Annotated in this window: 22 protein-coding genes; 20 read left to right on the forward strand and 2 right to left on the reverse strand. The window is 46.3% G+C overall.

Annotated features, from left to right (window positions below):
* The first annotated feature begins 5 nt into the window (after positions 1-5).
* From BK120_RS22360 to BK120_RS22380, 5 genes are all read left to right on the forward strand, one after another.
* On the forward strand, positions 6-1,325 hold the full coding sequence (locus BK120_RS22360) for a glycoside hydrolase family 125 protein (protein ID WP_076269715.1): 1,320 nt from the start codon (positions 6-8) through the stop codon (positions 1,323-1,325).
* A complete protein-coding gene (locus BK120_RS22365; protein ID WP_076269716.1) occupies positions 1,322-4,453 on the forward strand; it encodes an alpha-amylase family protein in 3,132 nt (1,043 codons plus the stop codon). Before BK120_RS22360 ends, BK120_RS22365 begins: the two co-directional genes overlap by 4 nt.
* Positions 4,454-4,473: 20 nt before the next feature.
* Positions 4,474-7,212: an alpha-mannosidase gene (locus BK120_RS22370; RefSeq protein WP_076269717.1), complete on the forward strand. Its 2,739-nt coding sequence runs from the start codon at positions 4,474-4,476 to the stop codon at positions 7,210-7,212.
* Positions 7,213-7,465: 253 nt separating this feature from the next.
* Positions 7,466-7,705, forward strand: a complete 240-nt coding sequence (locus BK120_RS22375) for a YolD-like family protein (RefSeq protein ID WP_076269718.1) — start codon at positions 7,466-7,468, stop codon at positions 7,703-7,705.
* 224 nt (positions 7,706-7,929) lie between these two features.
* Complete coding sequence (locus BK120_RS22380) at positions 7,930-9,162, forward strand: aminopeptidase (protein ID WP_076269719.1); 1,233 nt, start codon at positions 7,930-7,932, stop codon at positions 9,160-9,162.
* Between the two features lie 356 nt (positions 9,163-9,518).
* Here BK120_RS22380 and BK120_RS22385 read toward each other — a convergent pair whose 3' ends face one another.
* Positions 9,519-9,929, reverse strand: a complete 411-nt coding sequence (locus BK120_RS22385; protein WP_076269720.1) for an ImmA/IrrE family metallo-endopeptidase — start codon at positions 9,927-9,929, stop codon at positions 9,519-9,521.
* Positions 9,930-9,937: 8 nt separating this feature from the next.
* Positions 9,938-10,363, reverse strand: a complete 426-nt coding sequence (locus BK120_RS22390; RefSeq protein ID WP_076269721.1) for a helix-turn-helix domain-containing protein — start codon at positions 10,361-10,363, stop codon at positions 9,938-9,940.
* Positions 10,364-10,618: 255 nt separating this feature from the next.
* Here BK120_RS22390 and BK120_RS22395 point away from each other — a divergent pair, with 255 nt between their 5' ends.
* The 15 genes from BK120_RS22395 to BK120_RS22465 all read left to right on the forward strand — a co-directional run bounded on the left by BK120_RS22395 (position 10,619) and on the right by BK120_RS22465 (position 22,271).
* The gene (locus tag BK120_RS22395) at positions 10,619-11,239 is read left to right on the forward strand and encodes an ECF-type sigma factor (RefSeq protein ID WP_076269722.1); all 621 of its coding nucleotides are present in this window, start codon (positions 10,619-10,621) and stop codon (positions 11,237-11,239) included.
* A 178-nt stretch (positions 11,240-11,417) separates the two neighbouring features.
* On the forward strand, positions 11,418-11,606 hold the full coding sequence (locus BK120_RS22400; RefSeq protein ID WP_083682321.1) for a hypothetical protein: 189 nt from the start codon (positions 11,418-11,420) through the stop codon (positions 11,604-11,606).
* A gap of 3 nt (positions 11,607-11,609) precedes the next feature.
* Positions 11,610-12,926, forward strand: a complete 1,317-nt coding sequence (locus BK120_RS22405) for a phage tail sheath family protein (protein ID WP_076269724.1) — start codon at positions 11,610-11,612, stop codon at positions 12,924-12,926.
* Between the two features lies 1 nt (position 12,927).
* The gene (locus tag BK120_RS22410) at positions 12,928-13,386 is read left to right on the forward strand and encodes a phage tail tube protein (protein ID WP_076269725.1); all 459 of its coding nucleotides are present in this window, start codon (positions 12,928-12,930) and stop codon (positions 13,384-13,386) included.
* Between the two features lie 32 nt (positions 13,387-13,418).
* Positions 13,419-13,841, forward strand: coding sequence for a phage tail assembly chaperone (locus tag BK120_RS22415; protein ID WP_076269726.1), 423 nt, complete (start codon positions 13,419-13,421; stop codon positions 13,839-13,841).
* A 229-nt stretch (positions 13,842-14,070) separates the two neighbouring features.
* Positions 14,071-16,338, forward strand: coding sequence for a phage tail family protein (locus BK120_RS22420; RefSeq protein ID WP_076269727.1), 2,268 nt, complete (start codon positions 14,071-14,073; stop codon positions 16,336-16,338).
* Positions 16,335-17,000, forward strand: a complete 666-nt coding sequence (locus BK120_RS22425) for a LysM peptidoglycan-binding domain-containing protein (protein ID WP_076269728.1) — start codon at positions 16,335-16,337, stop codon at positions 16,998-17,000. Before BK120_RS22420 ends, BK120_RS22425 begins: the two co-directional genes overlap by 4 nt.
* Positions 17,001-17,004: 4 nt before the next feature.
* A complete protein-coding gene (locus BK120_RS22430; protein ID WP_076269729.1) occupies positions 17,005-17,973 on the forward strand; it encodes an XkdQ/YqbQ family protein in 969 nt (322 codons plus the stop codon).
* Positions 17,973-18,275: a DUF2577 domain-containing protein gene (locus BK120_RS22435; protein WP_076269730.1), complete on the forward strand. Its 303-nt coding sequence runs from the start codon at positions 17,973-17,975 to the stop codon at positions 18,273-18,275. The genes BK120_RS22430 and BK120_RS22435 overlap by 1 nt, the downstream gene beginning before the upstream one ends.
* A complete protein-coding gene (locus tag BK120_RS22440; RefSeq protein ID WP_076269731.1) occupies positions 18,272-18,673 on the forward strand; it encodes a DUF2634 domain-containing protein in 402 nt (133 codons plus the stop codon). The genes BK120_RS22435 and BK120_RS22440 overlap by 4 nt, the downstream gene beginning before the upstream one ends.
* A complete protein-coding gene (locus BK120_RS22445) occupies positions 18,666-19,703 on the forward strand; it encodes a baseplate J/gp47 family protein (RefSeq protein ID WP_076269732.1) in 1,038 nt (345 codons plus the stop codon). The genes BK120_RS22440 and BK120_RS22445 overlap by 8 nt, the downstream gene beginning before the upstream one ends.
* Positions 19,704-19,706: 3 nt before the next feature.
* A complete protein-coding gene (locus BK120_RS22450) occupies positions 19,707-20,120 on the forward strand; it encodes a phosphoglucomutase (RefSeq protein ID WP_076269733.1) in 414 nt (137 codons plus the stop codon).
* Positions 20,121-21,143, forward strand: a complete 1,023-nt coding sequence (locus BK120_RS22455) for a DUF2793 domain-containing protein (RefSeq protein ID WP_076269734.1) — start codon at positions 20,121-20,123, stop codon at positions 21,141-21,143. It begins immediately after the preceding gene.
* A gap of 12 nt (positions 21,144-21,155) precedes the next feature.
* The gene (locus BK120_RS22460; RefSeq protein ID WP_076269735.1) at positions 21,156-21,650 is read left to right on the forward strand and encodes a tail fiber protein; all 495 of its coding nucleotides are present in this window, start codon (positions 21,156-21,158) and stop codon (positions 21,648-21,650) included.
* 3 nt (positions 21,651-21,653) lie between these two features.
* A complete protein-coding gene (locus tag BK120_RS22465) occupies positions 21,654-22,271 on the forward strand; it encodes a putative phage tail protein (RefSeq protein ID WP_076269736.1) in 618 nt (205 codons plus the stop codon).

Genomic DNA, 22,271 nt, shown 5'->3' on the forward strand with positions numbered 1-22,271 from the left:
ATACGATGGAGCAATTTAGATTACCGAAAATTCCGATGCCTGAGCTAACGCTGCCGCAGGCGATTCAAGACGTGCTGAAGGAAGCGGAGCAGAAGCTGGCACATCGCCCGAAGCTGCTTCAATTGTTCAAAAATTGCTTTCCGAATACGCTGGAAACAACGACGAAGCTGATGGACGATGGCACGACATTTGTAATCACGGGCGATATTCCTGCGATGTGGCTTCGTGATTCCGTCGAGCAAGTGATGCACTACGTTCCATTCGCAAAACATGATAAAGATTTGCAAAGAATTCTTAGTGGTTTGATTAAACGCCATATTTCCTATATTCAAATCGACCCTTATGCGAATGCGTTCAATGAGTCCGCTAATGATTGGCACTGGAATACGACGGATGAAACGGATATGTCTCCATGGGTATGGGAGCGCAAGTTCGAGCTTGACTCCATTTGTTTCTCCATGCGCCTCGCGCATGCTTACTGGAAAGAAACGGAGCTGACGGATATTTTTGATTCCGGCTTCAAAGCAGCGATGCGCCGCATTGTAGAGCTTTGGAAGACAGAACAGCGCCATTTTGAACAATCGCCTTACCGTTTCACTCGTGATAATGGCATTCCAACTGATTCACTTCGCAATTCTGGTCTAGGCATGCCTGTAAACTATACGGGTATGATTTGGTCAGGCTTCCGTCCAAGCGATGATGCTTGTGACTTCCATTACAACATCCCGGATAACATGTTTGCGGTTGTTACGCTTCGTCAAATGGAGGAAATAGCGGAATGGGTATTCCGTGACATGGATTTCCTTAAGGAACTAAAAAAGCTAGAAGAGGATGTCAACCATGGCATTCAGCTTTACGGTATTTATCAGCATCCGGAATTCGGTCCTATTTATGCTTATGAAACGGATGGTTTCGGCAACTACTGCCTGATGGATGATGCAGGAACTCCGGGCTTGATCTCGATCCCTTACCTTGGTTATGTGGATGCGGAAGACCCGATTTATGTGAATACGAGAAAATTTGCTCTAAGCAAACATAATCCTTTCTACTATGAAGGAACGGCAGCAAAAGGTATCGGCAGCCCGCATACGCCTCCAGGCTACATCTGGCATATGGCATTGTCGATGCAAGGCATTACAGCTACTAGCAGCGAAGAAAAGCTAGATTTGATTGCGATGCTTGAAGCGACTGACGCGGACACAGGCTACATGCACGAAGGTTTTCATGCGGATGATCCAACTGTGTTCACGCGCAAATGGTTCGCTTGGTCGAACAGTCTTTTCTCACAGCTTGTCTATCAAGCGATGAAGGATGAGATTCTATGAGCATGATTATTTTCTATGATCCATCGTTTCCAATCGATTCTCGCATAAGCTCGGATGCGGAAGGACAGCTTCTGCAAATCGGCAGCGTCGTTCGCGCGAATAATCTTGGAGCGGCACTCGCTGCTGCAGATGGCGGAAGCTTTATAAATATGCATGCGCCGTATTTCCCTAAGCAAGCATGGTCTGAAATTTTAGCCTACTTAAAGCGCGGTGGAGGTTTAATCAGCATCGGCGGCGTTCCATTCAAAAAACCAGTTTCAAAAAACGAAGCTGGCGTTTGGGAGCCGGAATCTGAGCAAACCGCCTATCACCGCGAGCTTCATATTCATGAGGCTTTGCCTGTAGATGCAGCACCGATTATGAAATTGCGTGCGATGGAAGATCTTCCGCTGCTGCAAGGCAAAGAGTCCATGTTTGAGGTTTCAAGCACTTGGAATCTAGTGCCGCATGTAACCAAAACGAGTGATTTGCCGCATCAGATGGGTTCTGCTGGACCGATGGATGCACAATTGTACCCGCTTCTAAAGGGTGTTTCAGCAGAAGGAAGAGAAGTTGCAGCACCAGTCGTACTATGGGAGAACACGAAGGGAATGTTCTCAGGAGCGCGCTGGTTGTTCGTAAATCAACCGTTAACGGAGCTATTCTGGCAAAGCGGTGGAGCGGACGAGCTTGGCCGCTGGTCGGAATTCTGCTCAGCAGGCGTAACAGAGCTGTGGTTGAAGCCTAATTATGCGTCCTTCGAGCTGGATGAGCGTGCAATGCTGACGCTGCAAGTACAGAAGCTTAGCCGTTCTGCTGCTGCGACAGATTTGCCAGCTGCAAGCTGGAACTTTTCGATTGCGATCCAGCATGAAAGCAAGCCAGATGAGCGGTGGACGAGCAGCATCAGTGCGGAAGCAGCGAGCAAACAGCTTATCGTTCGTATTCCCGTTCCTCTAGCAATCGTGAGCGGTTACTACAAGGTGGATTGTATCGCGGAGTCAACGGATGGAGAAGTTCGTATTCTTCGCCAAGGCTTCTGGGGTTTTGATGCTGAACTGCTTGCAGAGGGAACTCCGGTTACGAGCGAACGCGATTATTTCGTAAAAGACGGCAGACCGATGCCAGTTGTCGGCATGACCTACATGACTTCGGATGTTGCGCGCAAGTTTTTATTTTTGCCAAATGCATCGGTATGGGATCGTGATATGGCTCAGATGCGCAAAGCGGGCATCAACTGGATTAGAACCGGCATATGGACGGCTTATCGCAATATTATGCAGGTTGATGGCCATGCATCGGAAGAGGCGCTTCGCTCCATTGATGCGTTTCTGCTTACGGCCAAACGCCATGATTTGCAGGTAACCTTTACTTTCTTCTCATTCACTCCGGAAACTTGGGAAGGCCAAAATCCTTATCTCGATCCACGGAGTTTAGAAGCACAGAAACGGTTTATCCGCTCGATCATTTCGCGCCACAAACAATCGAAGCATGTCGATTGGGATTTAATTAACGAGCCGTCAATGTTTGATCCTCCTCGTATTTTTTCTGATGGACCAAGATCAGCACGCGATCCATTCGAGCAGGCGGCCTATGCAGCTTGGCTTAAGGAACGCCACGAATCTGTGGAGAAGCTTCAGAAGCTATGGAATATGACGCCAGAGCAGCTGCCAAGCTTTGAATCGGTGAAAGTGCCTGAGCCAGAGGAAATCAACTTTGACGTTCAAGATATGCATCAAGGCAAGAAGGGTACGCGCTGGCTTGATTATGTATTGTTCTCTATGGATATGCACAATCGCTGGGCACAAGAGCTGTATCAGGCCATTAAAGAAGAATGCCCGGATCATATGGTTACGGTCGGGCAGGATGAAGCGCTTGGCGCGCAGAGACCTTCGCCTTTCTTCTACGGCGAGGCTGTCGATTATACAACAGTCCATTCATGGTGGTTGAATGATCATTTGGTTTGGGACAGTATTTTTGCTAAGACGGCAGACAAGCCGAATTTGGTGCAGGAAACGGGTATTATGTACGTGGAAACACCAGAAGGACGCGCGAAACGTTCGGAAGCAGAACTACGCGATATTCTTGAGCGCAAATATGCTTATGCTTTTGCAACAGGTGGCGCAGGTGCGGTGCAGTGGATTTGGAATACAAATTTCTATATGGATAATGCGAATGAATCGCATATTGGCGCACTTCGAGCAGATGGCACGGAGAAGCCTGAGGCAAATGTATCTTATGATTTCGGACGCTTTATGGGTGAAATTAGAGATTTGTTCAGAGGGCGGGAGCTTGAGGATACTGCAGTCGTTTTCCCTTATTCCAATGATTTCTCCAATCGCAAGCTGGCGTTTGATGCAACAACTAAAGCAACGCGAGTGCTAGCCTATGAGCTGAACAAGCCATTCCGCGGCGCTTCGGAATATCACCTGGACGAGCTGGAAGCAAATCCGGTTAAGCTCGTTATTGTACCAAGTGCTCATAATATAGAAGACGCTGCAATGAACCAGCTGCTTAGCTACGTTGAACGTACAGGAGCAACTTTGCTGCTGACGGGTCCAACAAGCCTTGATGCATATTGGCGTCAAGTCGATCGTCATGCTGAGTTGTTTGGATCAAGAGAGCTTGTCAATGTACGCCGCGAAGAACTGCTTCGCATCGGTGATCGTTTGCTGCCTGTTTCTTATGGCAATCGGAGAATTGCTCAGGTATGGAAGGAAGCGCAAAAGGGGACTTCTGCAGCTGAAGTCGATCAGCTTATCGAGCTATCGCACGGCAAAGGAAACATCCTTTGGTGTCCGCTGCCAGTGGAGCTGAATGATCGCATTGAGCCGATTTCAGCCATTTATGAGTTTGCACTTACCTATGCAGGCTGCAGCGTGGAGCTGGAATGGATTAAAGGCGGACAACTGCCAGGCGTTTATGGCCGTAAACTGTCCTTCCAAGACGGCGCGTTATTCACATTCGTATCCGAGTTCAGCTTGGATGTTGATATTGAGGTAAAGGACCCTGTAACCGGCGTTTCCTACGCTTTTACGCTGGAGAAAGAGCGGTCTGTACTCTTTGCAGTGGATAAAAACGGTCAGCTGCTGTCCGTTTACCGACCAAATCAGGTGAATGTGAACGTAATTCCTGCAAACAACGATTAACAAGAAGAGGTGTTCTAGTGATGAAAGACAAACGAACAGCCCATATCATCTCGCATACCCACTGGGATCGGGAATGGTATTTGCCATATGAGAAGCACCATGTATTGCTAGTAAAATTGATGGATACGCTGCTTCATACACTCGATACGGATCCGGACTTCAAAAGCTTTTATTTGGATGGCCAAACGATCATTTTGGAAGATTATTTGCAGGTTCGCCCAGAGAATCGTGAGCGCCTTGAACGTTATATTAAAGAAGGCCGTATTCCGATCGGACCTTGGTATATTTTGCAGGATGCCTTCCTGACGAGCAGTGAAGCGAATCTTCGCAATTTGCAAATCGGGCATCAGGATGCGAGCCGTTATGGAACGATTGCCAAAGTAGGATATTTTCCAGATACGTTCGGAAATATCGGTCAAGCTCCGCAAATTTTGCGTCAAGCCGGCATCGATAATGCGGTATTTGGCAGAGGCGTGAAGCCAACGGGCTTTAACAATACAGTAGCAGATTCCGATTATGAATCTTCCTTCTCTGAGCTGATTTGGGAAGGGCCAGACGGTTCGCAAGTGCTGGGCGTATTGTTCGCCAACTGGTACTGCAACGGCATGGAAGTGCCTACCGATGAAGCAAGCGCCAAGGAATATTGGGAGCGCAAGCTGGCTGAGGCAGAGAAGTATGCTGCTACAGGCCAATTGCTGTTCATGAACGGATGCGACCATCAGCCGATTCAGCAGGATCTGTCTGCTGCGCTGAAAACAGCAAGAGAGCTTTTCCCTGATACAGAATTCATTCATTCGAATTTCCAAGATTATTTGGCTTCGGTGAATGCTTCGCTTACACGCGAGCTGTCTGTCGTGAAAGGCGAGCTTCGCAGCCAACGTACAGACGGCTGGTCAACGCTCGTGAATACAGCTTCCGCACGTGTTTACTTGAAGCAAATGAATCAGCTTGGTCAAGCCATGCTGGAGAAGGTAGCGGAGCCGCTTGCTGCGCTTGCTTATTCACTTGGTCACGAATACCCGCATCACTTGTTTACTTACGCTTGGAAAACACTGATGCAGAACCACCCGCATGACAGCATTTGCGGCTGCAGCGTGGACGAGGTTCACCGTGAGATGGTGACTCGCTTCGATAAGAGCCGTCATATTGCAGAAGCGATTATTGACGATAGCAAAGTGATAATTGCCAATGCGGTTGACACTTCCATATTTGAACAATATGGCGAAGATGCATTGCCGTTTGTTGTGTACAATACAACGGGCTGGGTTCGCAGCGGAGTAGTAGAGGTAGAACTGGACATCGCTCGCATTTACTTCCGTGACGGTTTGTCGCTGGATGAGATGAACAAGAAAATGTATGCTGTCGATGTAACGGGCAGAACGCTTGTTAATTCAAGCGGCGAAGCGATTGCACATACAGCTTCTGATATGGGACTTCAATTCGGTTATGATCTGCCAGACGACAAGTTCCGTCAGCCATATATGAGCCGCAAAGTGAAGCTGACATTCGAAGCAGCGGAAGTTGCTGCGCTAGGCTTGGCAGCTTATGGCTATGTTCGAAATGCGAAAGCAGAATTGCAGCCATCACAATCGCTGGTTGCTGGCGAGCATGCGCTTGAGAATGAATGGCTTCGAATTGATATCGCGCAGGACGGATCGTTTAACTTGACCGATAAACGCAGCGGTCAAATCTATCGCGAGCTTGGCGTGTATGAGAATACAGGCGATATCGGCAACGAATATATGTATAAGCAGCCAACCGGAGAGCAAAATTTGACAACAAAGGGTATTCCTGCAAGCATTCGTCTAATCGAGAATTCTGATTACCGTGCGGCATTCGAAATCGTTCATGAATGGGCAGTTCCTGCGTCAGCAGAACCATACTTCGAGGTTGAGAAGCAAGAGGCTGTTTATTTCCCTGAGCGGAAGTCACAGCGTACGGAAGCGACAGTTCCGCTTACGATTCGGACTGAAATTGCAATAAGCCGCAAAGGCGAAGGGGTGGAATGGAAATCCTCCTTCAACAACCAAGCGAAGGATCACCGTGTTCGCGTATTATTTCCAACGGATCTAGAAACGGCTGTTCATCAAGCTGATTCCATCTTCGAGGTTGCAACGCGTGATAACGAGCCGGCAGCAGAGTGGATCAATCCTAGCAACGCACAGCATCAACAAGCGTTTGTCGATGTGAGCGGTGATAAAGCTGGTTTGACGGTTGCCAACCTTGGCCTGAATGAATACGAAGTATTGCGCGATGGACGTAATACCATTGCGATTACATTGCTTCGTGCAGTTGCTGAGCTTGGCGATTGGGGCGTATTCCCTACACCAGAAGCACAATGCTTGGGTGAGCAAAGCTTCAGCTTGACGATCCTTCCGCATAACGGCGACGGAGTTGCATCCGGCGCATACGCAGCGGCATATCAGTTCCAAGTGCCGTGGACGGTTAGTCAGACAGGCGTTCATGCCGGCAAGCTTGCTCCAAACGGCGCTTTATTCGCTTGGGACGGCAGTGGGCTAGCATTCTCCTCTATGAAGGTGAATGAGCAATCTGGCGATTTCATGCTTAGATGGTATAATATGAAGCCTTCTGAAACGGCGCTTAAGCTGTCAGAAGCAGCAGCTGTATCACTTGAACAAGCTTATAAAAGTAATGTGCTTGAGCATGAAGTCGAAAATCTTGCTGCAGATGGACAATCGCTGCTTGAAGTATCGGTTGGTCCTTGTGAGATTTTGACCATTGGAATTAAGCATTCATAAAATAGGAACGAAGCCCTCTGTTATGGACTGCCATACGGAGGGCTTCTTTTTATTTAAGGGAGAGGCTCAGGCTATGATCTCGCATTCCAATAATTGTTGCTGAAACTCTCGCAATATCGCTAACAGAGACAGTTGCGGCATGCTATAATAGATATATTCGCGTAACTTAGATCGATAGGAACAGGGTCTCCTCGAGCGGAGGGGCCCTTTTTTATTGAAAATACGGGTACATACCTAGCAGGAGGGGAACAAGGTGGCAAAAGGACCAAAAAGGCCTACTAGAGATGAATTTGAGCTGGAAGAGCTGGGCGAGCGGCTGGTTGAAGCAAAGCAAGAAGGCACAGAGCTGCTTCTTACGATATGGGCAGCAGAGCAAGTAAGAGGCGTCATTACGGTGCTCGATTCAAGAACAAAGAAGGTTCATGTGGAATACATGGGCAGCGTAACAAAGGTTCCTTTCATGGATATTATGAAGGTGGAAAGCCCTTATTAATGTCATAACCGGGCAGCAATAACATATGAGCTTTCTATAAAAGGTTTCCCTCGTTCATTCGTTGAACGTTGGGGGCCTTTTTTTAAGCTGGAATATTGGCTCTAATAATAAGATGGATATGTTCGAGCCTACATCATTTGAGCAATTTACCTTGGAGGATTATAATAGAAGAAGGTTATGGATGAAGCAACAAATGAACTGATTATGAAGGAGGATTTACATACATGTACCCAACACCGCAACAATTAGAAAATTACGCAGAGCTGGTCGTTAAGGTTGGCGTTAACGTGCAGCAGGGACAAACGGTTGTTGTCATGGCACCAATTACAGCAGCTCCACTCGTACGGCTTATTGCATCTGAGGCTTATAAAGTAGGCGCAAAAAATGTCCATGTGGAATATAACGATGAGGAGCTTTCTCGCATTAAATACAAGCAGGCTCCTGAAGAGGCTTTCACGGAGTATCCGATGTGGCGTGCCAAAGCTTGGGAAGAGTTTGTGGAAAATGGCGCAGCGTTTATCACCATCTACTCCCCGAACCCGGACTTGCTCAATGATGTAGATGCGAAGCGCGTTGCGACAGCATCAAAAACAGCTTCAACTGCGCTTAGCGGCTATCGCGGTTCACTAATGAATCATACGAATGCTTGGTCGCTTGTATCTTATGCTACTCCGGAATGGGCAGCTAAAGTATTCCCGAATCACTCGCAAGAAGAAGCGGTGCAGAAGCTTTGGGAACGCATTGTTGATGCTACCCGGATTGGCTTGGAAGATCCTGTTCAAGCATGGAAAGCGCATAATGCCAAGCTGCTTCAGATGGTCGAGCTGCTGAATGGCAAGCGCTACAAACAGCTTCAATATGAAGCGCCAGGCACGAATCTGACGATAGACCTGCCGGATGGACATATTTGGTTAGGCGGCTCCAAAGCAAATGCAAAAGGCGTTTATTTTAATCCGAATATGCCAACGGAAGAAGTATTCACTATGCCAAATAAGGATGGTGTGAACGGAACGGTTCGCAGCACCAAGCCTTTGAATTACAACGGTCAAGTCATTAACGGCTTCAGTTTGACCTTTAAAGATGGCAAGGTAGTGGATCATTCCGCTGAACAGGGATATGAGGCCCTCACTAATTTGCTGAACACGGATGAAGGAGCAAGACATCTCGGTGAAGTAGCGCTAGTGCCGCATGATTCACCGATTTCGAACTCCAATGTGACGTTTTTCAATACACTTTATGATGAGAACGCGTCCTGTCATCTTGCGCTGGGTCAAGCGTACCCGGTCAATATTCAAGGCGGTACAAAAATGTCAGCTGAGGAGCTTCTCGCTCATGGCGCAAACAGAAGCCTTACGCATGAAGACTTCATGATCGGTTCGGCTGATATGAATATTGACGGTGTGACGCAGGATGGCACTCGCGAGCCTATCTTCCGCAACGGCAATTGGGCGATTTAATTCGTCTGATCTTAAAAAGTATATAAAAAAGGCTCCTATTCCGCAGCAATGGCTGTGGTCTAGGAGCTTTTTGTGTTTATTGGTGCAGCTGGGAGTTCGTATGTGATTTGTACTCGAAGTAAAGGGAAAAACTCCTGTTAAATAATCAGCTTTGCTCATTTAATGCCCGTTAACAGGAATTTCTCCAGCTAATTCAGCCAATCGCAAGTACTTACGGCTGTCTTCACGATATTAACAGGAGAATTTCCAGTTAAACGCGGTAAATACGCCAATTTCAGCTGGATTAGCGGGAGCTTTTCCTGTAAGTGTGAATTTGCACAGCAGCATCCTCATCGAACAATGCAGAATACAGCTAATTAAAAATAAAACTTCTGCATTTCCGCAGGCACGCCATTTCTTCGAAGCAGCTCTTCAAGCGTCTCGCTGGGAGCAGGAGAATCGCCTGCTGTCAGCAGCCTTACGGCAAACTTGCTAGCTTGTCGCTCATATTTTCCAACATTAAAAAACGATTGCTCATCCAGCCAAAAACGGTTGAAGCCAGGATGCAAGCGGTCATGCCCGAGCTCATGCGCGCATACGAAGCGGCGCCAATCATCCGGAAGCGAATCGTGAATGACAATAAACCGGCGGCGCAGTTTTTTGAAATAGAGACCACGCGTGCCTTCTCCGAGGTCGGCGTAACGGATATGAATGCCAAGGCCCTCAGCGATGATGAATGGATCGTTAGTCCTATATTTTCGAATGAGCTTCAAAATCATTTTATCCATAGCAACACCTACCCTTTGGCATCATCAGGAGCATCGTTAGTCGGCTCGGTCTTTTTTTTGTGCTTATTCATATGCTTAGCTTCCCAGAACAACCCTGTAAGCACATCCATGACGCGCTGACGATCGGTAGCACTAAGCGGCACGCCGTCAAACATAATTTCCCCGTCTTCCTCAAGCAGCTTTTTAAAGTCGCGCTTATCTTTATACGTAGCCCACTCAGGTATAGTTGCCGAGGCTGCATCGCGGCCAAGCAAATAATCGGTTGTTGTCAGTAAGATATCCGCCATTTTTTGCAAATCTTCACTTGTTGGTGTTACCCGATCATTCTCGATATGACCAAAGTTAGAGCGGCCCATCTCGAGCTTTGCGGCGACATCCTGCTGCGTTAATCCGCGCTCAACCCTCAGTTGTTTAATTCGTGCACCCAATGACATTATAAATACCCTCCGTTTTTGAATATTGGTATTTTAAATACTTGACGGTAATTAAAATACCAAATACAATGAGATTCATCAGACGAACACTTAAAGAAATGTATCAGCAGATCATTATCGCTATTTTAACTACTTAAAAGTAAGTATATTTTTGATTGGGAGTATTGTCAATACCAGAGATTTCGCTATATTTTTTTGTTGTTAACGGTATTTAAAATACTCAATATTCATTAAAACCTAGGGGAGGTTATTTGAATGAATGCAGAACAAAAGGTGATTGATCAATTACATGCGTATAAACGGCTAAAAGCAAGAAAGAAACAGCTGGAGGGTACCTCGGTAGGACCAGGCATGCGGCTAAGCGCAGTATCTGAGGATGATCATTTGCAGGAGCTTCATCGGCAGCTGCGCAAGCTGCCTTCCTATATGTACTTGGATGAGCAGGATCAGCGTATCGAAGCTGCGGCGCATGCGAATCTATCGAAATATCCTATTGGAACGAAAGCGCAGCTAAACGAAGTAAAGAAAAGCCGTGCAACAGCAAGTCCAGCGGATGAAAAGCTGCTGCGAGAGCTGGAGAAAAAGATTGAGAAGGTGCTTGAAGCGCGAGAAGGCTCCGGCGGCTTTGAAGGTTATATGGGCGTCATCGATAAAATAAGCGAGCTTCAGGATATAGAAAAGCAGCTGCAATCTATCGATCAAGCGCTTGAAGCGTTAGAAGCATATGCGCCCGATTACGCTCGGCTGCTGAAGCTTCGTTTTATAGAAGGAAAGCCTACAGAGTTTGTTGCTTCGGAGCTGGGTATCGTTGATCGCACGTTCCGAAGATGGAAGCAGAAGGCGCTTCAAGAAGTTGTCCGCTTTCTGTCCGCCTAATGTCCGTTTTCGCTCAAATAACCGTGATATTATGATATTGTACCAAAGATCATAAACGGGGACGAGCGGTGGACGACACCGAGCGTCCCTTTTGTTTTATCCAGATGAGGAGGTGGCTCAGATGTGAGCGCGGGTGGGTGAAATGGTGCAAATCGTAAGAGGGCGGAGGCAGAACAAAATGAACAAAAGCAGATTGCAGGAAGCTGAGCTGGAACCAAAGTTCAGCAAGGAGCAGCTAAAGTCGGCTAGACGGTATACGCCTTCCCAGAAGGATATATTATCCGCCGTGCTGTTGGAGCAAGAAACGTATACACACGAACAAGCGTTATCGATGATAACAGCCTATTTGAAAAAGGAGGTCATGTAGAACATGGCAGGAGGAACTTATACATCACAAAATAAGGTGCGCCCCGGCGTTTACATTAACCTGGTTGGCGAGAAGAAAACGGTTGGCAGCATGGGAGAGCGCGGAACGGTGTCCGTACCGCTAAACCTTAACTGGGGGCAGTCGAAGGCCGTTATTGCAATCAACGCTGGCGATGATCTGCGAAGCTTGCTTGGTTATGATCTTAGTGCGCCTGAGGTATTGCTGGTACGCGAAGCATTTAAGAAAGCAAAAACACTGCTCTTATACCGACTAAACGAAGGAACAAAAGCGACGGCTGTCGCTGGCAGCCTCACGCTTACAGCCAAATTCGGCGGTGTTCGAGGCAATGACATCACCGTTGCGGTTAAACAAAATGTTGACGATGAAGCACGATTTGATGTCATCACTTTTGTTGCTAAAGAGGCAGTTGACTCACAAACAGCAGCGAATATCGCAGAGCTGAAATCGAATGCCTTTGTAAGCTTTGGCGGTACAGGAGCATTGACGTTAGCAGCAGGCGTTCCGCTTGTTGGCGGCTCCAACGGTACCGTAACGAATCAAGACCATACCGACTATTTGGCGCAAATTGAGCTGAAGGATTTCAATACCATTGCGCTAGTATCGGCCGACTTGTCCTTAAAATCGGTATATGCTGCTTTTGCCCGCCGTCTGCGCGAGGAAGAAGGCCGCAAAATTCAGGTCGTGCTGGCGAATTATCCGTCAGCTGATTCTGAAGGGGTCATCAGCGTCAAAAATGGCGTCAAGCTGCTGGATGGAACGGTTCTTGATGCACAGAAGGCAACGGTTTGGGTTGCAGCGGCAACTGCCGGAGCACCGATGAACAAATCGCTGACCTATGAAGCCTATGAGGAGGCTGCTGATGCGGACATTCGTTATACGAATTCGCAAACGGTGGAGGCGCTGCAAGCTGGTGAGTTTCTGTTCACGGTAAGCGGCGGTAGAGTCATTGTTGAGCAGGATATCAATACGTTCACTGGCTACTCGCCAGAGAAAGGCAAAGCCTTCTCCAAAAACCGTGTCATTCGTGTGCTGGACGGTATTGCGAACGATTTTAAACATATTTTCGAGTCGTTTTATATTGGAAAAGTTGATAATAACGCAGATGGCAGAAGCCTGTTCCGCAATGAGTGCTTGAAATATTTGAACAATCTTCAGTCGCTCAATGCTATTCAAAACTTTGATGCCCAAGCCGATTTATCGGTTGCAGCTGGCGAAGATACGGACAGCATTATTATCGAGGCACATATCCAACCGGTTGATAGCGTAGAAAAAGTATATATGAAAGTGACGGTGAAGTAATATGGCATTTTTGAACGCAGGAGATACGATTTCGGGTCGCGAAGGACGGGCTTATACCATTATTAATGGTTTGCAGGAAGAGATGTTTTATATCAAGACGCTGGAGGCAAGCATTGAGAAGCAAAAAGCTGAGATCAAGACGCTTGGCCACCGCGGTTTGCAGCATAAAGCGACGGGATGGTCGGGTACAGGCACGATGACCATCTATTATGTAACGTCAAAATTCCGCCAGATGATGCTGGATTATGTGAATACCGGCGTGGATGCTTATTTTGATATTTCCATTATTAATGAAGATCCGTCCTCGGCTACAGGCAAACAGACGGTTTTCCTTCATAAGGTGAATCTGAATAAGGTCATTATCGGTAAGCTGGATACGGAAAGTGAAGCTCTTGAAGAAGAGCTGGAATTTACTTTTGAAGGATTGGATATTGCGGAGCAATTTTCAGCTCTTTCTTAAGGCGAAATTAAAAATGATGGAGGCAAGAGACAATGAGTGATTTAAGTGTATTTTTTGCACAAAATGCGGCTGTGGAGTCAACGCAACCGTTTATCGTATCGGATCGGTTTAAGGATGCAGAAGGACAGGCTGTTGCTTGGGAGCTGCGCAGCATGACGGAAGCGGAGAACGAGGAGTGCCGCAAGTCATCTACCCGCAAGGTAAAGGGGAAAAATGGCGCATTCACTCCAGAAACCAATACAGACGAGTATTTGGCTAAGCTTGTTGTCAGCAGCATTCAATTCCCGAACCTCAAGGATGCAGATTTGCAAAAATCGTACGGCATCATCGGTGCTGAGAACCTTTTGCGCAAAATGCTTCTCCCTGGCGAATATGCCTCACTCGTACAACGAGTGCAGGAAATCAACGGCTTTAACCAAAGCCTAAACGATTTGGCAGATGAAGTAAAAAACTAATAAAAGAGGGCGACGGAGAAGCGAATTACGCTTATTACGCCCTCCACGAGCTTCGTATACTTCCGCATGAGCTCATGACCATGACTCGGCGGGAGAAAGCGGCGATTTATGCCATGATCGACGTTCGTATCGAGAACGAGAAGAAACAGCGCGCCAAAGCAAAACGAAAATAAGGACGGGCCGCGCTCCCATGAGGGAGCGCTTTTGCCCGTGTGAAGGGGGTGGAAGGATGGCGAGCATTAGTAATATAGGGGAAGAAAATCAAGCATCAAAGGCATTGAAATTAATGACGAAAGCAATGAATCGATCCATTTTAGTATTTAAAAATTTTGATAAACAAGTCAATAGAAGTACTTCACTTACCAAATCTTTAATGGAAACCAATCAACAAGTGATGACAATCAATGCTTCTTTAAATCAAGTAGTTTCAGTTGTGGATAGTACAGTTACTGTAATAGAAGATTTAGAACAAAAACTAAATGGCCTATCAGAAAAGGCTTATTCTATTTATTCACAGGCTATTAAGACAAAGTCTGCTGGAAACAACTCAGGTTCAATTCAATTTAATGTTGTACCTCTTGTTAGAGAATTTTTTTCGAAAACCGCTTCTCTGGGACAGAATACGCCCGTTGCAGCTTCAACTCCGACATCGGCTATATCACTTAACACGGGGAAAGAAACCATTGATCAATTGCTTAAATTGGGAACCAGTTTTAAAAAGGAACCAGTAAAAACAATAATGGATGTTTCACTACGTAATGCTGTAGAAGAGCAACAGATTAAAAGCATATTGATTAATAGAGTTGACAGTTCAAGTGAGGGAAGTGCATTGTTTGATTCTTTAAAGAGTCAAGCGCTGCAGACAGGGACAGCGTTGGGAGATGTAGCTAAGGGAGCGTTAATTTTAGCAGGAGCTACGAAAAACTCTGATCAGTTAAGCAAACTCTCTGAGTTTTCTCTTCAGCTAGCAACGCTTGATCCTTCAGGGAAAGGGACAGAAACTTCAGGAAGAGCTGTGATGTCAGCTGTAAAGGGAGATAGTTCATTATTATCTAAGCAATATGATATTCCTCAATCTACTATTCAAGCCTTTAATCTAGAAGGATTAGGGAAGTCAGGAGATATAGATGGCTTTACCACTGCTTTAGGTCAAGCGCTTGAGCAAGCAAATATGGGAAAAGAAGCGATGGAACAAATGATGGCGACTCCTGTGAAGCAAGCTCAAGTTCTTGAACAAAATATTAATTCTGCATTTGCAGGTCTGGGTACAGAGCCTTTACTGGCTTTGCTGGAACCACTTAAACTGCTAAATAATTTCTTCCAAGCAGGTGTGTTTCAACCATTCTTTGATTCTCTTGGTCAAGCAATAACATTGGCGGCTAATTTATTTTCTTGGCTTGCTACGGTTGCATTGTGGATTGCGTTAATAATATCAGTTCTTTGGCCGTTTATTGAACCTGTAATTTGGGGAATAGTCGCTGCTTTAACGGCTTGGTTTTTAATAAATGGGGCAATTGCCGCAAGATTAGCACTAGTAGCTGCTTATACAACTCTTATGACTGCAGCAACCACCGCTGGTACAATAGCTTTTGCCTTGAAGACATTAGTAATGAGTGGAGCTATTGCTGCTTGGGGTACTCTTAATGCAGTCATGAAAAAAAATGTTATAGTTTTTGTAATCAGTTTAATAATAGGATTAATTACTTGGTTAATTGCTCTTTGGCAAAAGAATGATGCGTTTGCGATTGGTTTTTTAAGAGCGTGGTACGGTATTTTAAATTTTTTCGACCGTTTACCTGCATACTTTTGGCAACTAGCAGAGTGGATATATTCTCCAATGCTTAATTTAGTCAAAGGAATGAGTAGTATTTTTGATGCGGTTTTCAATGGAATCATTGATGGTATTAAATCCATTTTGGGGGTTATTAATAAGGTAACTGGTTCGAAATTTGAAATAACAGCTGCATTCAGTACAGATAAATTTATTGATAACACTCTTGATTTTATGAAAACTCAGAAAGCGGATGCTTATGATAGGGCAGCGAAAAAAGCTGAAGAAAGAAACCAGAGCCTTAAAGAATTTATAAAGGATCGAGCTTCAGATGATGTTAAGAAAAGTACAAAAAAAGAAGATTCTATAATTGATCCCAATAAACTTACTGCTGAATGGAGTAAGTTATCAGATGGAGGCGCTAATGGGGGTAATATGGGCTCAGCTCCCCAAACAGGTTTTCAAAGTATAACACCTAACATCGACCGAGTCGGCGAAGTTGGAAAAATCAACGATTCTGTCGAGATTTCCAGCGAGGATTTGAAGACGATGCGGGAGCTTGCGGAGATGAAGAACATTCAGAACTTCGTGTCGCTGCAGCCTACGGTCAGCGTGCAAACTGGTGATATTAACAATGGCTATGATATCGATACGATTATCGGGCGTATCGAGCGTTCATTGAACGATGAAATTGCCTCATCTGCGGAAGGGGTGTACAACAGATGATTTCAAATGCGCATTATGATTATGAAATCTGGCTCAGCTACAATGATCAAAAGCAGGGCTTTCAGCTCCCGGTCAATCCTCCAGAAATTAAAATTAATGATGGTGCTGGGGGCAAGACCTACGAGGTATCCGGTTTAGGCGAAATCAATCTCATTCAAAGCTCGAAGCTCACGACGATCTCCTTTGAAAGCTTTTTCCCAAAGACGAACTATCCGTTTGTCGTCAGCAAAACATGGTTAGACCCTGCTTTTTATGTCATGGTTATCCTCGATTGGATGGAGAAAAAGTGGCCGATCCGTTTTGTTTATACCGGGGCAACCTTCGATATTAATTTGCCGATGAGCATTGAAAAATTCGAATGGAAGGAAGCGGCGGGCTCTGGGGATATTGAGTACAGTATATCACTGAAAGAATTTGCTTTTTATGGTGCCAGGCCCGTAGTGATTAAAAAGGGAGCGGCAAGCGTGAAGCCCAACTCACGGCCATCGGATAAGCAAGCTCCAAGCACCTATAAGCTGGTTGCAGGGGATACGCTTATTAAGGTAGCTCGCGTTCAGCTTCACAAAGAAGAGCGTTGGCGGGAAATTCAGAAGCTGAACGGCATTAAGGATGCACAGCTCAAAAAGCTTCCCATCGGGATGACGCTAAAGCTGCCGAGGTGATCATATGCTGGAAATATTAATTGATAACCGCAATGGTAAAGTGTGGAATATTACGAGTCTGGTTCCTTCGCTCACCTACAAGACGAAACGAATTGGAGCGGCGTCTAGTCTGGATATGACGGTGCTTAAAGGAAGTCCATTTCAGAGTGCTTCATTTGAGGTGAACAATGGCGATGTCATTCGTGTCCGCAAAGATAATATTAATGTATTTTACGGATATGTATTTGAAGTGAGTACCGGTATGGATGAGAGAATCTCGATAAAAGCCTATGATCAGATTCGCTATTTATTAAGCAATTATTTTTATAAATTTCAAGGGGTTACCGCCTCTCAAATTGTAAAGAAAATTGCCGATGATTTTGGCTTGGAGACAGGCGTGCTCGTGGATACCAAGTACAAAATTCCATCCATGCTGGAGGATAATAAAAAGCTGCTCGATATTATTTGTAAGGCACTTGATCTAACACTCATTCATTCAGGCGGGAATTTTATACTTTTGGATGATTTCGGAAAGCTTTCCTTACGCAATGTGGAGGAGATGAAGGTTGATTTTGTAATTGGCGATTACAGCCTTATGTTTGATTATGGAATGAAGCGATCGATTGACGGTGATACCTATAACCACATTATTATTTATGAGGATAATAAAGAAGCAGGCATACGTAAGCATCATCCCAAGAAGGATGACGCTTCAATCGCGAAATGGGGACGGCTTCTGCTTTATCAGCAGGCGGATGAGAAAATGAATGTGGCACAAATAAATGAACAGCTTAGCCAGCTGATGATGTTGAAAAACCGTGAGCAAAAGAGCATCAGTATTGATGCTATTGGTGATTTACGAGTTAGAGCGGGCAGCTATGTGCCCGTAGTGATTGATGAGCTCGGCATTCACCACTATTTTCTCGTAGATGAATGCTCGCATAAATTCGAAGCGGATTCGCATACGATGAAGCTGGAATTGAGGGTGATTTAATGGCATTATTGGAGTCGATTAAGAAAGCGGGAGCCGCAGCCTACGCTGCAGGGAATCCGCTAGCCGTCATGGTAGGAAAAGTCATTCAAATCAATCCTCTGGAAGTAAACGTCGATCAACGTTTTACTTTATCAGAGGATTTTTTAATTATACCGGAAAGTCTCGTTAAGTATGAAACCCAGCTGCAAACATCTGAAAAGCTGATCATCCGCACAGGCTTGGAAGCGGGAGATGCGGTGTTAATGCTCCGCGTACAAGGCGGTCAACAATTTGTAGTACTCGATAAGGTGGCTAAGCCATGATTCCACAGGGAGCAAATGTTGCGGAGGTAACGACGGTAGAGGAGCTCGAAACGAGCGAGACCTATAAGCTTGATTTAGCAAGCAAACGGATCATAGGCAGGACTGACGGGTTAGAAGCGGTCAAGCAGGCTGTATTCAAAATATTGCAAACGGAGCGATACCGCTATTTTTGCTACAGCACCAATTATGGTACCGAGCTGGAAAGCTTACTTGGAGGATCGCCCTCTTATGTTCAATCAGAGCTAAAGCGCAGCATTCAAGAGGCGCTTATGCAAGATGAGCGGGTGAGTGATGTCATTGATTTTCAGTATGAGATGAAGGATGAAGCTATCGTTGTCCAGTTTACTGTCGTAACGGAGTTTGGAAGCTTTGGAGAGGAGGTAAGCCAAAATGTATGAAAACATGACCTTTAGCTATTTGCTCCAGCGAATGCTGGATCGTGTACAAGGTAATGTAGATAAGCGGGAAGGCAGCATTATTTATGATGCGCTGGCACCGGCGGCTGCAGAGCTTTCTGAGCTTTATGCTAAGCTGGACGTCAATATTGATTTAGCTTTTGCAGATACATCGAGCGGGGAATATTTGTCTAGGCGTACAGCTGATTTTGGCGTCAATAGGCAAGCGGCTACGAGAGCGAAGCGGCTCGGTAAATTTTATGGCTCCAGCGGAGCGGCAATGGACGTGCCGATTGGAAGCCGTTTTTCGGCAGAATCGGTTAATTACATCGTAAGAGAGAGATTGAAAGTGGGCTCTTTTGTTCTCGAAAGTGAAACAGAGGGAGCAGCTGGTAATCAACAGTTTGGCGATATGCTGCCTATCGATTATATTAGCTCGCTTGCTCGTGCAGAGCTAGTCGATGTGCTGGTGCCAGGTGAGGACGAGGAGTCGGATACACAGCTGCGCAGCCGCTTTTTTGCCGAGGTTCAAAATCCGGGGACGAGCGGCAATGTATCAGATTATATGAGATGGGCGCTGTCGGTTCCCGGTGTTGGCGGAGCAAGAGTGATGCCCTTATGGGATGGTCCGGGGACCGTGAAGGTTGTTATCGTCAATTCGGATAAGCAGCCAGCAAGCGAGGTGCTGCAGCATGCGGTGCTTGATTATATCAATGAGAACAGGCCAATCGGTGCAGAGGTTTCAATCGTTTCGGCTTCGAGTGTACCCATTCGAATCAAGGCTAAGGTTACACTTGCAGCAGGATATACGATTCAGCTTGTGAGCGCGGCTTTTGCTAAAGCACTCACTGCTTATTTAGATGAAACGGCGTTCCGCATTAATTATGTGAGTATCGCTAAGCTCGGCACTTTGCTTTTAGCAGTACCCGGGGTCTTAGACTACGATCGACTTTTACTGAATGGCGGAAGCGCAAATATCGGACTTGAAATTGATGAAGTACCTATTGCGGGGCTTGTTGAATTGGAGGTGTAGCCTATGCGATATCCTGCGGAGGTAGATCAATTTACGGTGAAGCTGAACAAAAAGGAAGGCAGCGAGCTGTACGTTATAGAAGAGCAGCTTGCCGTTCTTGGAGGGGTATTTGAGGGAGACCTTGCACATGATGACATACGCAAGGAAAGCATTCAGGTCTATACAGGACCTGGCTTATCAGGTGAGAAGATACAGAATTATTTTCTGACTGTACCGGCTGAGACGCCTTGGAGGCTCCGAATTAAGCTTTTTGCGCAAGCTGAAGCTGTTTTTGTTACCTACGAGACGCCAGGCGATCGGGTGGAAGCAGCAGATATTAATGATTTGCAGGTGAGTATTTCTGCAACGCAATTAGAAGTGGAAAGATACAAAAAAAGCGGAAGTATCGATGGCGGATCATTTTTGAGGAGGAATTAAATGTCACAGACGATTCAAATCAAGCGTGGAACAAAAGCAGAGCTAACTGCATTCGGCGCTTTATTGGCTGGCGAAATGGGATTTTGCACAGATACGAAGGAAGTTTATGTCGGTGATGGGACAACAAATAGCATGGTAGGTCGCGCGTTATCAGGCACAGAAGCAGCTAGACCAGCCGCAGCAGCCATGGGTAGGTTGTATTACGTGAGCAGTGGTACAAACAATGGTTATTTGTATGCTGATGACGGTACCGTATGGAGAAGAATCAATGCGCAGAAGCTTACCGATTTGACGGGAACGCTGGATGACATTTCAGAAGGTGCCACCTATGCAAAGGTGCTAAAAGCTAACGTTACCAGCGGCAATGTAAACAAAGTGTCCGATGGTGTGAACGTGAAAACAGCTGCTGAGATCAAGACGCATCTGGACGATTCAACCAAGCACAGGCTTATTAATGATGCGGGCTTGGCTATCACCGATTTGTGGTCAGCGCAAAAGATTAGAAATGAAATTGAGCTGGCGAAGCATAACATCGAGCCGCAAGCTTCGGTTAAGGATAAGGACTTAGTGACCCCGCCAGCTTCGCCTGTTTTAGCGGATCGTTACTTGATTCCAGCAGGCGCAACGGGCGTTTGGGCTTCGCAAGTTAACAAAATTGCCGAGTGGAACGGTACAGCTTGGGATTTATACACGCCGCAAGTAGGATGGACATGCTACATCGACGATGAGCAGAAGATTTTTAGCTGGAACGGTACCGCATGGGTGCGAACTGGCGGCGCGCTTCAGACGATTACAGCTGGCAGTGGTCTTACTGGAGGAGGGCAGGCCGATACCGTCACCCTTAGCGTTGGAGCGGGGAACGGGATTGCGGTTGCAGGTGCAGCGGTTAGCGCAAAAGCTGGCAAAGGTGTGCTCGTTAATGCGACAGGTATAGAAGCAAATATTGATGCAGACAGCATCGTTTATGATGCCGCGAACGGAAATCGCTTAAGGGTTGCCGTCATTGATGGCGGTACGTTCTAAGGAGGCGAGCAGATGCCAAGAAAAGTACTCATTCAATTGAGGCGGGGTTTGGAAACGAGCATTGGGCTGCTTGAAGTCGGTGAACTAGGGTACTGCACAGATACCCAGAAGCTGTACATCGGTACTGCAGGCGGGAATATTGTGCTTGCTGCAGCGCAGGCGACGGGCGACATGCTGAAAAGCATTTACGATACGAACAACAACGGAAAGATCGATAATGCGGAAGCAGCGGACAGTGCGCCTTGGGCTGGTATTAGCGGCAAACCTGTAAGTTTTGCCCCGGCTGCGCATGCTCACGCGGCTGCAGATATAACCTCGGGTACCGTTGCCGTAGCCAGATTGCCTGCTGCGTTGGTAACTGCTGCTGGCGTTGTTCAATTAAACAATGCGGTTAACAGCACGAGTGTTGTACAAGCGGCGACGGCCAATGCGGTGAAACTCGCTTATGATCTAGCCAGCGGAAAGCTTGGACCGGGAGTAACCTGGAATCAGCTAAAGGGGGTGTAGGTATTGTCCTATAGTCAAGCTTTATTTGGCGAACAGACGTATGGGGAAGATAGGGACGACGGGGAGGAGCCTCTCCATACGGAAATAGATCTCATGAAATATTTGCCTCCCTATTATTATGAAATCGTAGAAATGTTTGCAATTCAATCTAAACTTGGCGGCGAACTAGGGGAGCAGGCTGAGGCGATTGAAACGGCATTTGATCAATATTTTGTACATTCGGCTACATGGGGACTGACGCGATGGGAAAATGTGCTTGGACTGAAAAGCGACTCCTCTTTGCCGGATGCTCGACGACGCGAGAGTATTTTTGCCAAGCTGCGCGGAGCTGGTACGACGACTAAAGTTAAAATTATCCAAACAGCTATTGCTTTCTCTGGCGGTGAGGTGAATGTAATTGAATATCCGGCAGAGAGCCGTTTCGAGGTTGTATTTGTCGGGACGAAGGGGATTCCACCCAATATGGCTGGCTTTATTCAAATGCTAGAGGATATTAAGCCCGCTCATTTAGCTTTTGCATTGAAATACACCTATACAGTGTGGAATCAGATAGGAACGATGACTTGGAATCAAGCGCGAAGCAAGACATGGAGTGAATTAAGAGTTTACGAGGGAGTGTGA

This window comes from Paenibacillus sp. FSL A5-0031 (genome assembly GCF_001956295.1).
Lineage (GTDB): Bacteria > Bacillota > Bacilli > Paenibacillales > Paenibacillaceae > Pristimantibacillus.